Source organism: Amycolatopsis sp. NPDC043889, from assembly GCF_056435645.1.
In genome coordinates, this window is record NZ_JBWKEC010000023.1 from 69753 (window position 1) to 84098 (window position 14346).

A 14346-nucleotide genomic window follows, 5' to 3' on the forward strand; every position below is an offset into this window, starting at 1 on the left:
GTCTTCGGCGAGGGTGGCAGCATCGTGAAGACCAGACAAGGACCCTGGTTATTGTCGGTGAATAACTACCATCCGCGTTGATAGTTCACGGGGTTCGATTGTCACGGCCGTGCGGTCAGCGCCGGACCGATCCATCGTCGGACCAAGGCCCTCAACTGTTCGTCGGTGTGCGCCGGTGTCGAGGGGTACTGCAGGAACGACAGGAACAGCCGCATCAGCATTTCAGCGAGGCCCTCGAAGTGCTCGTCGGCCGTGACGCCCACCGCGGCCCAGTCGACCGGCACGTTCCGCAGGATCCGCGCGCCGAGCGCGAACGACTGCGAGGAAGTGACCGCCACGGTGAAGACATCGGCCTCACCCGCTTTCAGGAGCAGTCCCAGGTACGGCTCGTCGGGGACCGCACGGACGCCGAACACCACGGATTCCACCGCGACCTCGGCGGGGTCGGCGAACGTGGCCAGATGCCGCTCCATCCGGCCGGCGAACTCTTCGACCCGGTCCAGCGCGACGGCGCTGAGGATGTCGGCGAGACTCGGAAAGTAGCGGTAGACGGTCTGCCGGGTGACGCCCGCTTCCGCGGCGACGTCGGAGAGGCTGGTCTTGGCGAGGCCGACCCGGTCGATGCAGGCGGTCGCCGCCTCGACGATCCGGCGACGTGCCTCGCGCTCGGTTCCGGGCGGATTGCCCCGCCATCCGTGGTGCCCCATGCGCCTCATCTTCCCCGAACGGAGAATCTCAGACGGTGGCAGGTGCCAGGCGACGCACGTGGTACAGCGCGGCGAGCATCAGGCCGGCGGCCACGAAGCAGGCCAGTACGTACAGGCCGCTCCCCAGTGTGACACCGTCTTCGATGACGGCGCCCAGCCAGAACACGGCCATCACACCCAGGTAGACGGCGGGGAAGTACCGGACGAAAAGCGAACGAGGCTCTTCAGCGCCTCGATGCCGGACGAAGATCCAGATTCCCGCCGCCCACAGCAGCGCCAGCTCGACGGCGAGAATCCAGGTTCGCACCGTCACGTTGCCGCCGAAGAGGCTCGACGCGAGCCCGGCGATCGCCATGCTCAGCGGCGTGAGGACCCCGGCCACCACGATGCGTGCCACCAGCGACCACCCGCGCCTCGAACCACCGGCGAGCCGCACCACCAGATAGGTCATGGCGCCCATGGATACGGACGCGAAGAGCAGCATGCTGGTCATGGGCACGGAATCCAGTGCCGGGTGATTGACGATCCGGTTGTTCCCGTTCCAGGCCCACCACTTCAGCCGGGGCCCGAGGTGGTCGAAGACCTCATAGAAGACCTGGCAGGCGAAGGCGACCGCCACCGACCCGGCCAGCGCGCCGCGCGCACGGAAGATCCCCAGCGACCGGACGAGTTCGTAGGCGAGCTGGCTGATCATCGGATAGAACGCCACGATGTAGAGGGGCAGCCGGTCCCACATGAACTGCACGGTGAACCGGTTGTGGGCGAAGATGAATCCGTACTGCCGCTCGAGGCCGAACCATTCCGGGAAGTACAGGGGCGGTTCGATGACGAAGAGGTAGACCAGCGAAGCGCACCACAGCGCCAGATTGACCGAGTCGCCCTGGCGGTGACGGCGGACGGCGTGCACCAGCGCGAACACGGCTCCGCCGAGGACGAGCAGTTCCAGCAGCGGCATCGTCCAGTGCCCCGCCGCCCACGGTGGGCGGATCGAGAGCCAGGCGGACACGTCGTGACAGTCGAAGCCGAGGCCTCGGGTGACGGCTTCCGCGTCCGCACCGCATACGACGCTCATCGGGCGACCGCCGGTTCGGCGGCGCCACCTTCCGGTGAATAGTCCGTGACCGGCGGCTCGGCGCGGGCGTCGAAGTCGAACGGGATCCGGTGCCGCCCCAGCGCCGCCCGGATCCGGTAGCGCACGAGGCCCCCGATCACCCTCGGGTTCGTCATCATGTCGCGCAGCGACTCGTCGAGGTTGAACACCTTCGCGAAATGCTCGTCGACCACGTCGTCTTCGCGAGCTGCGCCGACGATGAGCCTGAACGCCGGACCGGACACCGCCGAGAGCAGACGTCGCTTCCACTCCCCCGCCTTTTCGGTGCCCACCGCGCAGGCGTACCCCTGGTCCCTCGCCATCGCCAGGCTCCACGGCACGGTGAGCAGCTTGCGCTGGGCCGCGAGGAAACGTGCGGAGAACCCGGTGTCGAGACGCTCGGCGCCGGCGAGGTGCTCGCGCAGCAGCAGCGCCGAACCGGCGGCGGAACTGATGCCCTGTGCGTAGAACGGGTTGAACGCGCAGATCGAGTCGCCGACGAACTCCAGCCGTTCCGGCGGGGTGCGGAGCCGGTCGTAGCGCCGCCATTTGTTGCCGGTCGATCGGGTGAGGTGCACCTCGGAGATCGGCGTGGACCGGTCCATCGCGGCCGCGAACAGCGGTGCCCGCACTCGGCGGGCGGACTCGACGAACGCCTCGGTGGTGCGGGGCATCTCGATGCCCCACGAGCCCATGCACGCGATGACCCGGTTGCCCTCGATCGGGAAGAAGTTCACCAGGAACTCGTGCTCGTCCGGATGCGGGCCCTTGTCGGGGGTCGGCATGATCACCAGATGCCGCCACCACCACGACGGCGGGCGCTCCTCGGGTGACGGCAGGTCGTACCAGCGTGAGGTGTAGGTGACCTTGGCGTCGAGGGTCCGCACTTCGGGTTCCGGCCAGCCGGCCGCCACCAGCCACGCGCCGACCGGGGAACCGCGGCCCATCGCGTCCACCACGAAGTCTGCGTCGAGGTGCTCCTCGCCGTCGCCCGTGGAGAAGCCGACCCCCGTGACGGCGCCGTCCCGGGTCTTCAGCCCACTGACCGCGACGCCCTCACGGATCACGACGTTGGGCAGCCCGCGGACCTTGTCCCGGAGCACGCGTTCGATGAGGATCCGCGAGCTGTAGATCATCGTCATCGCGCTGCGTTTCCGCGCCGACCAGCCCTTCCCGTCGAGGTAGGCGGCGTCCATGGACGGCATGAGATGCAGTCCGCCGGCGGCGATGAGGTCGTCCTCGAATTCGGGGAACAACGCTCCGATCGCGCGGCGGCCCGAGTTCAGGAGGAAATGCGGATGTTTGCTCTGCGGCACCCCGCGCCGGTGTTCGGCCTCGGCCGGGAGCTCGTCGCGTTCGAGCACCAGCACGCGGTCGAAGTACGGGGCCAGCGCGCCCGCGGTGCAGAGTCCGGCGGCGCTGCCACCGAGGACGACGGCGGTCTTGCCGAGTCGCATACGACCAACTCCCAGCGTCATTCATACAGTTTGACAACGCTTGTATGAATGTATGAACGACGCCACAGGCTGTCAAGATGCCGACAGATGTGCCTGAAGCCGTAACTCGCGTGATTGAAGCCGTAACTCGCGTGTTTGGAGCCGCATCACGCGTGTCTCGGGCCGGATCAGCGAGTTACGGCTTCAATCACGCGAGTTCGGTCTTCAATCACGCGAGTTCGGGCGGACGGACACGATCCGGAGCCTCGACCTCGCGGCGTACGAGCAGCAGGCCGCCGACGGTCGCCGTACCGGCGCTGCCGAGTGCGATCCCCCAGCCGACCGGCCCGAGCGGCGTGCATCCGAAGAACTGGCTGACCCCGGGAGTCTGGACCAGGATCGCCAGCAGTGCGGCGGAGCCCAGCCCCGCGGCGAGGACGGTGCCGTCCCGGCCGCCGACGGCCAGCGTCTGCCCGAGCTGGGTACCGATCAGGGAGACGAGCGCGATCGTGCTCGCCCGCCGTCGCCTGCCGGTCAGCCGCGCGAGGGTCCACGCGGTGGATGCCCCGAGTGTCGTGGTCACCGCCCGCGTGGTGATGTCGCGCCGGAGAGCGTTCCCGAGCGACGCGCTGGGCCCTTCGCGCAGCAACTCCGGCACGGACTCGCCGTCCGGCCTGCTCAACGCGATCGCCAGCGCGGGCGCCAGGTCGGTGAGGAGGTTCATCAGCAGCAACTGGCGGGCGGTGAGCGGCGAACGCCCGGTGACGGCCGAGCCGAGCACGGTGAAGGCGATCTCCCCCAGGTTCCCGCCGAGCAGGATGCCGAGCGCCTCGCGGACCGACGCCCACATCGCCCGGCCTTCCACCAGCGCGGCGACGATCGTCTCCAGCCGGTCGTCGGTCACCACGAGGTCCGCGGCCGCCCTCGCCGCGGCCGTACCCCGCTGACCGAGCGCGATCCCGACGTCGGCGAGCCGGATGGCCGGGGCGTCGTTCGCGCCGTCACCGGTCATCGCGACGACCCGGCCACCGCGTTGGTACGCCTGGATGATCCGGACCTTCTGCGCCGGGCTGCACCGCGCGATCACGTCGACGTCGGCGAGTTCGCGATCGAGCTCTTCGTCGGCGAGTTCCTCGATCCTCGCGCCGGTGAGCACCTTGGTGTCGCCGTTGCGGCCGGTGATCTCCTCTGAGACGGCCTCGCCGGTGGCCGGATGATCGCCGGTGATCATCACCGTGCGCACTCCGGCCTCGCGAAGCCGATCCGCCGCCGGTGCGGCACTGTCGCGCACCGGATCCGCCAAGGCGATGAAGCCGAGCAACCGGAGATCGGCGACGTCGTCCTCGGAAAGATCCTTTGTGGACACCGTGCGCTCGGCGACGGCGAGGACGCGGTGCCCGGCAGCGGCCAGGCGGCCGACCCGCTTCTCCAGCCTGCTCCGGACACCCACACTCATCGGCCGATCGCCGTGCCTGGTGCACAGCGGAAGGACGGTCTCCGGTGCGCCCTTGACGCACACCACGTGCCGTTCGCCGAGTTTCCCGTTGGTCGCGTGGAATCCCCGCGACGGCTCGAACGGGACGGCGCCCGTCTTCTCCCAGCCGCCGGCGTCCACGCCCGCGGTGATGCCGCCTTCGAGCACGGCTTGATCCGTGTGATGCGGCAGCTTCTCGGGGTTCTCCGCCCGGGGCGTCGCGCGGACGGCGGCGGCCAGCACCGACCGGTGGCTCTTCCGCAGCCGGCTCACCGAGGCGGTGGTCCTGCCGTCGTCGATCCGGTTGACGCTCAGCTTGCCTTCGGTGAGGGTGCCGGTCTTGTCGAAACAGAGGACGTCGACCCTCCCGAGCGCTTCGATGGTCCGCGGATTACGGACGAGCGCGCCGTGTTGGGCGAGCCGTCGAGCGGCCGCGAGCTGGGCCGCGTTCACCAGGAACGGCAGGCCTTCCGGCACCGAAGCGACCGCGAGGTTCACCGCCGCCCCGACACTTTGCCGCAGCGGTACGCCACGGATGAGCCCGGCGCCCGCGACGGCGGCCGCCGAGCCGGCCGCGACCGGCAAGGCTTGTTCGGTGAGCGACGCGAGCCGTGCTTCGACGCCGGTCTCTGGGGCGGCACCTCGTGCGGCGGCCATCCCCCGTCCGACCTCGGTCTCGTCTCCGGTCGCCACGACGACGGCGGACACCTTGCCCGCGGCGACCGTGGTGCCCTCGTACAGCATCGACGCCCGCTCGGCGAGTTCCGCGGCCACGACCGGCGCCGGGGTCTTCGGTACCGGCAACGACTCCCCTGTCAGCGAGGACTCGTCGAGTTCCGCGCCGGTCGTCTCGAGCACCCGGCAGTCCGCGGGTACGACGTCGCCGGACCGCAGCGACACGACGTCACCCAGCACCAGCGCGTCGGCGACGATCTGCCGCTCGGCACCGTCACGCACGACGGTGGTCACCGTCGCGGACCGTTCGAAGAGCCCGGCGAGGGCGCGGTCGGTGTGCACCTGCTGCGCGCTGCCGATCAGCGCCGACACCCCGACGATTCCGGCGACCAGCGCGGCGTCGACCGGAGAGCCCACCGCGGCCGAAACCGCCGCGCCACCGGCCAGTACAGGGGTCAGCGGGTTGGCGAGCTCGGCCATGAACGCCTTCGCGATGCTCGTGCCGGCGCCGCGTTCTGCGCCCGGGCGGTCGGCGGGCGCCCGCCGCCGGGCCTCGCGCTCGTCCAGACCACGCGGGCCCGAACCGAGCCGGTCGAGCACGAGGTCCGCCGGCATCAGGTGCCATGGCGGCGCCACACGGCCTGAGGAAGGAGCCTTCCGCTCGCCGGTGAGAGTGCGGGCGCGCCAGATCCCGTCACCGAAAGCCATGAGCGCCCCGGCGTTCACCGCGCGAAGCCCGCTCGCGGCGGGCCTGCGCCGGGCGCTGAGCGCGGTCACGCCACCGATTCCGCTGGCCGCGGTCGCGAACATCGTCGAGTCCCGGACGACCGCTTTGGCGGCGGTGATCGCCTCGACGAGCAGGACGGCCGTGCCTATGTCGCGGCCGATCAGCACATGCGCGCCCCACGGCGGTGGGGTCCCGTCCTCGTGCACGCCGACTCCGCAGTCGGACGCCCCCAGCGCCCGGCGATCATCGGAGACCAGCATGACCACACGTCCGTCCGCCTGGAGTTCGCGGACGGCGTCGAGCACCTCCTCACCGTCGGTCTGGACCACCCGCACCCCGGCGGCCTCGGCCGCGGAAGCCAACGCGTCCACGTCGGGTGAGCGCTCCTGCGTGACGGCGAGCAGTCCCGCCGGATTCCCGTCACGGACCAGCCCAAGCACCATGTGGGCGCCCTGGTCCAGCATCCGCTGCCGGTCGGGGAATCCTTCGCCACCGTCCAGGTCTTCGACCGGCCCGAGCGTCCACTCGCCGTCCCGCCGGACCACCTCGGGTTTCTCCGGGTCGAATAACGCGAAAGCGGCAGCCGTCAGGTCCACGGGGTCACCACCGGGAAACGGGACCAGATCGCTGAGGACGTTCGCCCCCGCACCGAGCGCCGTGGTGTCGATGACGATCGTGTCGAGCAGGTCGAGCCCGCGCAGCACGGACCGGTCCATCACCAGCGCGCCGCGCCTGGCGAGGACTTGGCCCAGCTGGGCGGAATAGGCGGCCGCGCCGTTGGACGGGGCCTTGGGCAACGCGGAGATCCCGACCGCGGCGGCGCGCCTCGGCCCGACGAACGGCAGGGTCGCCGCGGCGGCCGCGGCTCCGGCGGTGATGGACCGGCGGGCGTGACGATCGGCGGCACTTTCCGGAAGCGGCCGTGGTCGTTCGCTCACCACCGAGTCCGCGCCGGCGTGCTCGCGCTGTCCGACCAGCCTGGACTCGGCCTCGCACCAGGCCCGCTGGTGCGCCTTGGCTTCCCGCCATTGGGTGCCGCGGACCATGATGTCCAGGACCGTCCCCTCGCTGCGGGCCGCGAGTCCGTGGACCAGCGCCGCACCGATGGAGGTGGCCGAATCCGCCCTTTCCCGTCCGCGCAGCTTCCGGTCCGCCAAGGCACGCAACCGCGGGTGCAGGTCGACGAGTGACGCCAGTGCCGCGACCTCCGTCGGCAACGGAGCCCACGGCATGATCTTCGAAGCCACCGACAGCATCAATCCCGCGGCGTCCGCCGCGAGTGTGGAGGGCAGCCGGGTCGCCGTGGTGCCGTCCGCCGGATGGTGCAGTTCGTCCTCCTCGACCAGCTCGGCTTCGGAAGCGGGCTCCGCCTCGGCTCGTTCGACCGCGCGGATCAGCTCCAGACGCCGGGGTCCCGGAGCCCCGACCGCGACGACGACTCGCGACGTCGGCGCGTTCACCTGCGCCCATCGCACACCGGGGATCTCCGTCAAGGCTCGTTCCACCCGCCGGGCGACGTGGGCGCCGTTCGGCCCTTTCACGCCGTGCGTCTCGATGTAGAGCCTGCCGGGACACGACCAGACCGCCCGCCGCGGTCCGCGTCCCGGGATTCCCTCCAGCGGCAGAAGTGCCAGCCCGGCCAGCCCCCGGGCGACCCGCCCCAGCGTCCGCGACGGTTTGGGGAAGGCGACACCCAGCACGTCCACGGTCTCCAGGTCCGTCCGCCGCATGCGGAATCCTCCTCGCGCTCGGTGCCTTGTGGATCTCACCGAGTACCCGCGTGCCGGAAGGTCGAATCCCCTTTCCGCCTCAAGAGGTGACGGAGTCGATCAACCGGTTGTACCGGAGCCTCAGCGCGCGTTCGAGGGCGGAGAAGAATCCCGCCACCCCGAGAGTGATCTTCGCCCACTGCGGCAGCGGTACCGGCGAAGTGAACGTGCCGACGTGTTCGGCGACGACGGGGATCTTCGTGACGGCCTCCGCGCCTTGGAGCAGACCCACGACGAGCGCGATCAGCAGGAATACGAGCGAGACCGCGCCGATCGCGGCACTGGTACGGGGGAACCGCCGTCCGAACCTCGCCCGCAGTCCTTCCTGCGAACGAGGGTGAGGACGCAGTGCTCGCTCGCCGCCGTGGTCGGGGACGAAGTGCATGCGCTTCAGCCCGACCGCGCTGGTGGCGACTTCGATGACACCTCCCGGCACGGGGAACGCCGCGGGAAGGTTGGACCGGAAGAGCTGGACACCGTCCCGGTACAGCGCGGCGGGGCTTTTCCCGACCGCGTCCTCGTGCTGCTTCCGGGTTTTGGCGTCGGCGAGGTACCGGACGTCGACCGCGTAGACGTGTGCTTCGAGATCGAGGAAGAACAGCGAACGGGAGAACAGCTGCCATCGGCGGTACTCGGCCAGCGCGGATCCGTCCCCGGACCTGACCCTGGAGAGCTGCCACCGTCGTTTGAGTTTCTTGACCATGGTCAGGACGTCGCTTCCGGTGGGTTGAGGTCGAGCAGGGCGTTCACGCGCTGCAGAACGTCGAGCTGGGCCGGGTTGTACAGATCCACCACGCCGTGGAGGACGACCGGTTTGGTGAGGGCCTTCCACGTCTTCGCGTCCAGCAACCCGGGCTGGGCTTCGTACTGGTCGCGGGCGACCGGCGCGAGGGCCTCGGCGATGCGCTGCCTCGTCGCGTCGTCGGCGTCCGCGGGCAGTTCGTCGAACTCCGTCTGGACGGCGGGCCGGGACGCCGGTTGGAGCGCGTGCAGCGAAGCCATCGTGGCCGGGTCCAGCACGGTCGAAAAGATCATCATCAACGACCGTTCCTCCTCCGTCATGCCCTCGACGTTCCCGTCGAAGCCCGGTGGCAGGTCCACCAGGCTGCGGCGGCGCAGGATCAAGGCCAATTCGTCGCGCATCCGCTGCTGCCGCTCGATACTCGCCCGCAGTTCCTCGTCCAGCGCGCGCAGCGTCTGCTCCGCGCGTTCGTCCGAGTCCGCCATCGCCGGGATTTCGGACAGCGGCACACCCAGGTCCACCAGCCGCCGGATCCGCAGCAACCGGACCAAATGCTCGACGCGATACCGTTTGTACCCGTTGTGTGCTCTTTCCGGCTCGTCGAGTAACCCGATCCGGTGGTAGTAGCGGACGGTCTTCAGCGTCGTGCCGGCCAGTTCCGCCAGCTCCCGTGTGCTCCAGGACATCCCCCGCATTGGACACCGTGCCCCAGGGGCATGGTCAAGCGGCTTGACCATGCCCCGAGGGCACGGCCTCGAATACACCGTCGGTGATCACACCAAGATCGGGGAAAGATGATGAGACGGAATCGAGTTGTGGCCCTGGCGGTGCTGCTCGGCCTCACGGCGCCGCTGTTCACGGCGCCCGCCGGGGCGGCCGAACCCGCGCAAGGCCTGGCGTGGGCCGCGTGTCCCGAGGACGTGGTGGTACCTGCAGGCATCGTGCTGCAGTGCGCCACCGTGCCGGTGCCACTGGACTACCGGATGCCGGAGGGCGAGCGGATCGACGTCATGATCTCCCGGCTGGCCAGCACGAAACCGGCGGCGCGGCGAGGCGTGCTCATGCTGAACCCGGGCGGCCCGGGTGGGCCTGGGCTGTCGTTCCCCGCTGATCTGGCCTCGCACGGCATGCCCGCGAGTGTCCTGGACGCCTACGACGTGATCGGCATGGACACCAGAGGCATCGGGCACTCGACGCCGGTGAGCTGCGGATTCACAGCGGAGCAGGAGTACCTGGGCAACATCCCGCCGTACGCGGTGGACGAAGCGGCCGTCGCCGAACAGGCGAAGATCGCGAAAGGCGTGGCCGCGCAGTGCGCCGCGAACGACAAGGACGGCAGGCTGCGGCACATCTCCACGGCGAACATGGCGAGGGACCTCGACCGGATCCGGGCCGCGCTCGGCGAGGAGAAGGCCAGTTTTCTGGGGTACTCGTACGGTTCCGCGCTCGGTGCGGCGTACGCGTCGATGTTCCCCGAGAAGTCCGACCGGGTGGTGCTCGACAGCAACGTCGGCGACACCCACCTCAACCGCGAGGGGCTGCGCAGGTTCGGGCTCGGCGCCGAGGAGACCTTCCCGGACTTCGCGAAGTGGGTGGCGGCACGGCATGAGTCGTACGGCCTCGGCCGTACAGCCGCCGAAGTGCGCAGGACGTACTTCGCGCTCGCGGAGAAGCTCGACAAGACCGCGGTGAACGGCCTCGACGGGCGTTTGTTCCGGCTGGCCACCTTCGCGGGCCTTTACGGGAAGACGCGGTACGGGCAGACCGCGCAGTGGTGGCAGTCGGTCCGTGACGGCGACAAGGCGGCGGCGGAACGCGTCGCCGCCGAAGCGAAGCGCCTGTCCCTGGCGGCCACGCCGTCGCCGACGGACAACGCGTGGTCGGTGTTCCTCGCGGTGACGTGCAATGACGTTGCGTGGCCATCGGAAATGCGCACCTATCAGCGGGGCGTGGCCGAAGACCGCGAGCGGTACCCCCTCTTCGGCGCCGCCGGAGCGAACATCCTGCCGTGCGCGTTCTGGCCTTACGCACCGGCCGAACCCCCGGTGGCGGTCAAGGACAAGGGGCCGGAGAACGTGCTGGTCGTCCAGAATCGGCGGGACCCCGCGACACCGCTGCGGGGCGGGCAGCTGATCGACGAGAAGTTCGGTGACCGGTCGCGGCTGGTGACCGTGGACGCCGACGGCCACGGCGTGTACGTCCTCGGCGGCAACGCCTGCGCGCTGAACACCACGACGAACTTCCTGATCTCCGGGAAGCTGCCGAAGCGCGACGTGTTCTGCAGGTGATCGACAGCGGGAGGGCCCAGGCGCGGTCCTGGGCCCTTTTGCTCCGGGCACGACGGGTCCCGGTGATCGCCGAACCGCGGTAAAGCCCTGTCTGCCGAAGGAAAGCGAAGACCGCGCTGAGCGCGTCGAGCAGAGCGCACGGCTGGATCACCAAGGCCGTGCCGACTTCGGGGAGATCGGAACGCAGCGGCACCAGTCCCAGTCTGCGGTCGACCACGATCATCTTCAGCCGGGCGGTGGTGACCACGCGGGCCTCTTCGCCGAGGGAGAGACACGCCTCGATGTCGGATGACAGATCGTGCGGTTCCAGCGTGCTGCGCTCGTAAACCCCGCGGAACCGCACACCCCGGCTCAGGAGGTCACGTTCGGCGGATGCAGCACACTCGGCGGTTGTGCGTACGGAGGTTTGTTGACGAAGGCGACCTCCTACTCGGCAGAGCGCAGCAGCTGATCGGCCCCGGTCGGCGATGAGCGTGTTCCCGTGGATCACCTCGATGAGGTCGACCGGGCGTTCACCGGACGTCGCCCGGTACCGCTCACGCAACCGGTCGGCGACCAACCGCGCACTCGCGAGTTCCCGCTCCTTCTGCCGGAGCATCGCCTCCAGCGCGATCTCCGGTCGCACCGCCGAATACGCCTCGGCCGGGCCGGGCAACCCGGTTCGCTGCCGGATTTCGGCGACGGTCATCGAACCGGTACCGGCGAACGCGTCGTAGACCTCGACGTCGATTTCGCTCAGACCGATGATGTCCAGCAATTCAGCTCCCGCCACGGTCGCTTTCGCCTGACGATACCGCTGGGCTTGGGCGGGCAAAAGGGACCGCGTTACGCCGAGGAGGGGGCTGCCAGACCCAGCGCACCGGTCTGGGTAGCATCCTGGTATGAGCAAGCGCTTAGTCAGTCTCGGAGACTCCTTCACCGAGGGTGTCGGTGACGAAGACCCGTCATCGCCCAACGGCGTCCGGGGCTGGGCCGACCGCGTCGCGAGTACCCTCGCGGCCAACCACCAGGACTTCCGTTACGCGAACCTCGCGATCCGCGGCAAGCTCCTCGGGCAGGTTCTCGCCGAGCAACTCGACCCGGCACTCGCGCTGAACCCGGATCTCGTGACGCTGTACGCCGGCGGCAACGACCTGATGCGGCCGAAGGTCGACATCGACGCCCTCATCGACGACTACGACGCCGCGGTCGGCAAGGTGGTCGCCACGGGTGCGCGGGTCATCCTCTTCACCGGTGTCGACGGGGTCGAGGACGCGTTGTTCCGCACGATTCGGGGTCGGGTCGCGATCTACAACGAGCACGTCCGCGGCATCGCGGCGCGGCACGGGGCACTGCTGGTGGACATGTGGGCGATGCGGCAGCTGCGGGACAGGCGGCTGTGGGCTCCCGACCGCTTGCACCTGAACTCGTTGGGGCACAACGAGATCGCCATCGCCGTCCTCGAAGCTCTCGGCGAACCGCACAAGCTGAGGCCCGCCGAACTCGGACCGCGGCCGCTGCTGAGCCCGCAAGCGCGGCGCACCGAGAACCTCCAGTGGGGCAAGGAGCACGCTGTCCCGTGGATCAAACGCAGGCTGCGTGGGGAGTCTTCGGGCGACTCGCTCGCGCCGAAGCGGCCGACGATGGAACCCTACGCCTGACGCGGCCGAAGCCCGTCGAAGAGGACGCAGATCGTCCGGGCCCGGAATTCGGGCCCGGCATGCTCCGCCGCCTTCGCCGTTCCGATGATCACCGCGATCAGTTCGTCGACGCCGATGTCTTTGCGGACGTCGCCAGTGTCCTGTGCCCTGCCCAGCAGGACGCCGAGTGCGTCTTTCAGCCGCGCGCCGATGACGGACCCGGCCTGCGGGACAGTGACCCCGGCCGCTGACAGCGCTTCGAAATAGGCGTTCTTGGCACCCGCCATCTCGATCCAGCCGGTCAGGAAGCCGAAGAACGTGGCACCAGGGTCGGGCGACTCGACGGCCACCGTGGCCTCCGCTTCGTCGACGAAGCGGTGCAGACGCGCGAAGAGCACAGCCTCCAGCAGCGCTTCCTTCGTCGGAAAGTGCCGGAATACAGTGCCCACCCCGACGCCTGCTTCGCGGGCGACTTCTTCGGTCGGCGCACTGGTGCCTTTGGCCGTGAAGACGCGCTCCGCGGCCTCCAACACCCGCGTGCGGTTACGGCGGGCATCGGCTCGGAGCGGTTTCTCGTCCGTCACAGCGGGGATCCTAGACCCGTTGTCGAGGGGTACAGCAGAGGTACCGGGCAAGACACGTCCGCTTTTAGCCGTCCGGCATCTCATCCAATACGCGCGCCAGCGCCTTCGGGACTCCGGTGCGCCAGCCACCGCCCATGATCCGGCGCGACATCCGCTGGAACTCGTCGTCCGGGTCGAAGCCCTCGTGGCTGAGGAACAGCCGCGTCCCACGCCCCTCGGGTTCGAGCCTCCAGGTGACCGTCCACTCCGGACCCCAGCTGATGCTGAGCAACCGCTCCGGCTCCACGGCCAGCACCTCGCAGGCGACCGGGCCGCCCGCGAACCCGGCGGCGGGAACCGGGTCGGCGAGCAGTTCGAACCGATGTCCCACAACGGGTTTGATGTCGTTCGGCATCCGCAGCCAGCGTTCGAGCAGCTGCGGTTCGGTCAGCGCGCGCCACACCTTGCGCGGAGGATGCGCCAGGAACTGGTCGACGTGCACGGCCGTAGGATCCTCGTCGTTCAGAAGTCCTCCTCGTCCAGCAGTTCGCGCAGGTTGCCCAGTTTGCCGCGCCAGTACCGCTCGTACGGCGAAAGCCAGTCGGAGACCTCTTGCAGCGGCGCGGCCTCAAGAGAGTAGACGCGGTTGCGGCCCTGCCTCTCTTCGCGGACGAGCCCGGCTTCACGCAGCACCCGAAGGTGTTCCGACAGGCTCGGCCGCCGCATGTCGAACCGTTCGGCGATCTCCCCCGCCGCTCGTGGGCCGTCGAGAAGGATGCCGAGAACTTCGCGGCGGGCCGGGTTGGCGAGCGCGGCGAAAACGTCGTCGTTGACCGGCACTAGCGCGGCCAGTTCCCGTAACCCGAGGGTTCGAGTAGTCCCATCGCGTTGCCGTCGGCGTCTTTCAGGGAGGTCACGCGACCCCACGGCATCTCCTCCGCGTCCCCGACCTCGACGCCTTGAGTACGGAGTTCCGCGATGTCGGCATCAATGTCGGTGGTGCTCAGCTGGAAGTGCACGCGTGTGTCAGGGTCCAGGTCGCCGACGGCGCGGTCCACGAGGACGATCCCGGTGTCCGCCCCCTTGGGGCCGACCATGACGAACGGACCGTGCGGGCCACTGACGTCGACGAGCAGGTCGAACCCCAGCTTGCCGACGTAGAAGTCCCGCGCCTTCGCCTGATCGGAGACCGGCACGGTGAGGAACTGGATGCGGTCGATGTTCATACCGCGACCATACGTAGGAGATTTCCTACA

13 protein-coding genes are annotated in these 14346 nt (G+C 69.4%); 3 read left to right on the forward strand and 10 right to left on the reverse strand.

The window, feature by feature from the left end; translation table 11 throughout:
* Positions 1-101: 101 nt before the first annotated feature.
* From AC0685_RS31670 to AC0685_RS31695, 6 genes are all read right to left on the reverse strand, one after another.
* Positions 102-707 carry a TetR/AcrR family transcriptional regulator gene (locus tag AC0685_RS31670; RefSeq protein WP_478228842.1) on the reverse strand — a complete coding sequence of 202 codons (606 nt, stop codon included), beginning with the start codon at positions 705-707 and terminating at the stop codon, positions 102-104.
* A gap of 28 nt (positions 708-735) precedes the next feature.
* Positions 736-1779, reverse strand: a complete 1044-nt coding sequence (locus AC0685_RS31675) for a hypothetical protein (protein ID WP_478228843.1) — start codon at positions 1777-1779, stop codon at positions 736-738.
* Positions 1776-3254, reverse strand: coding sequence for an FAD-dependent oxidoreductase (locus AC0685_RS31680; protein ID WP_478228844.1), 1479 nt, complete (start codon positions 3252-3254; stop codon positions 1776-1778). Before AC0685_RS31680 ends, AC0685_RS31675 begins: the two co-directional genes overlap by 4 nt.
* A 208-nt stretch (positions 3255-3462) precedes the next feature.
* Positions 3463-7839, reverse strand: coding sequence for an HAD-IC family P-type ATPase (locus AC0685_RS31685; protein WP_478228845.1), 4377 nt, complete (start codon positions 7837-7839; stop codon positions 3463-3465).
* Between the two features lie 79 nt (positions 7840-7918).
* Positions 7919-8581 (reverse strand): hypothetical protein, encoded by a 663-nt coding sequence (locus AC0685_RS31690; protein WP_478228846.1) that lies wholly within the window; start codon positions 8579-8581, stop codon positions 7919-7921.
* Positions 8582-8583: 2 nt separating this feature from the next.
* Positions 8584-9306, reverse strand: a complete 723-nt coding sequence (locus AC0685_RS31695; protein ID WP_478228847.1) for a helix-turn-helix domain-containing protein — start codon at positions 9304-9306, stop codon at positions 8584-8586.
* Positions 9307-9435: 129 nt separating this feature from the next.
* Here AC0685_RS31695 and AC0685_RS31700 point away from each other — a divergent pair, with 129 nt between their 5' ends.
* The 3 genes from AC0685_RS31700 (at position 9436) to AC0685_RS31710 (ending at position 12548) form a co-directional block, all read left to right on the forward strand.
* The gene (locus AC0685_RS31700; RefSeq protein WP_478228848.1) at positions 9436-10908 is read left to right on the forward strand and encodes an alpha/beta hydrolase; all 1473 of its coding nucleotides are present in this window, start codon (positions 9436-9438) and stop codon (positions 10906-10908) included.
* 494 nt (positions 10909-11402) lie between these two features.
* Positions 11403-11624: a hypothetical protein gene (locus AC0685_RS31705; RefSeq protein WP_478228849.1), complete on the forward strand. Its 222-nt coding sequence runs from the start codon at positions 11403-11405 to the stop codon at positions 11622-11624.
* Between the two features lie 165 nt (positions 11625-11789).
* The gene (locus AC0685_RS31710; RefSeq protein ID WP_478228850.1) at positions 11790-12548 is read left to right on the forward strand and encodes an SGNH/GDSL hydrolase family protein; all 759 of its coding nucleotides are present in this window, start codon (positions 11790-11792) and stop codon (positions 12546-12548) included.
* Here the strand turns inward: AC0685_RS31710 and AC0685_RS31715 are convergent.
* From AC0685_RS31715 to AC0685_RS31730, 4 genes are all read right to left on the reverse strand, one after another.
* Positions 12539-13111 carry a TetR/AcrR family transcriptional regulator gene (locus AC0685_RS31715; protein ID WP_478228851.1) on the reverse strand — a complete coding sequence of 191 codons (573 nt, stop codon included), beginning with the start codon at positions 13109-13111 and terminating at the stop codon, positions 12539-12541. The two genes, AC0685_RS31710 and AC0685_RS31715, sit on opposite strands and share 10 nt — an antisense overlap.
* Before the next feature lie 64 nt (positions 13112-13175).
* Positions 13176-13592, reverse strand: a complete 417-nt coding sequence (locus tag AC0685_RS31720; RefSeq protein WP_340682020.1) for an SRPBCC family protein — start codon at positions 13590-13592, stop codon at positions 13176-13178.
* Positions 13593-13612: 20 nt separating this feature from the next.
* The gene (locus tag AC0685_RS31725; protein WP_007034535.1) at positions 13613-13930 is read right to left on the reverse strand and encodes a metalloregulator ArsR/SmtB family transcription factor; all 318 of its coding nucleotides are present in this window, start codon (positions 13928-13930) and stop codon (positions 13613-13615) included.
* A complete protein-coding gene (locus tag AC0685_RS31730) occupies positions 13930-14316 on the reverse strand; it encodes a VOC family protein (RefSeq protein WP_478228852.1) in 387 nt (128 codons plus the stop codon). The genes AC0685_RS31725 and AC0685_RS31730 overlap by 1 nt, the downstream gene beginning before the upstream one ends.
* Positions 14317-14346: the final 30 nt, after the last annotated feature.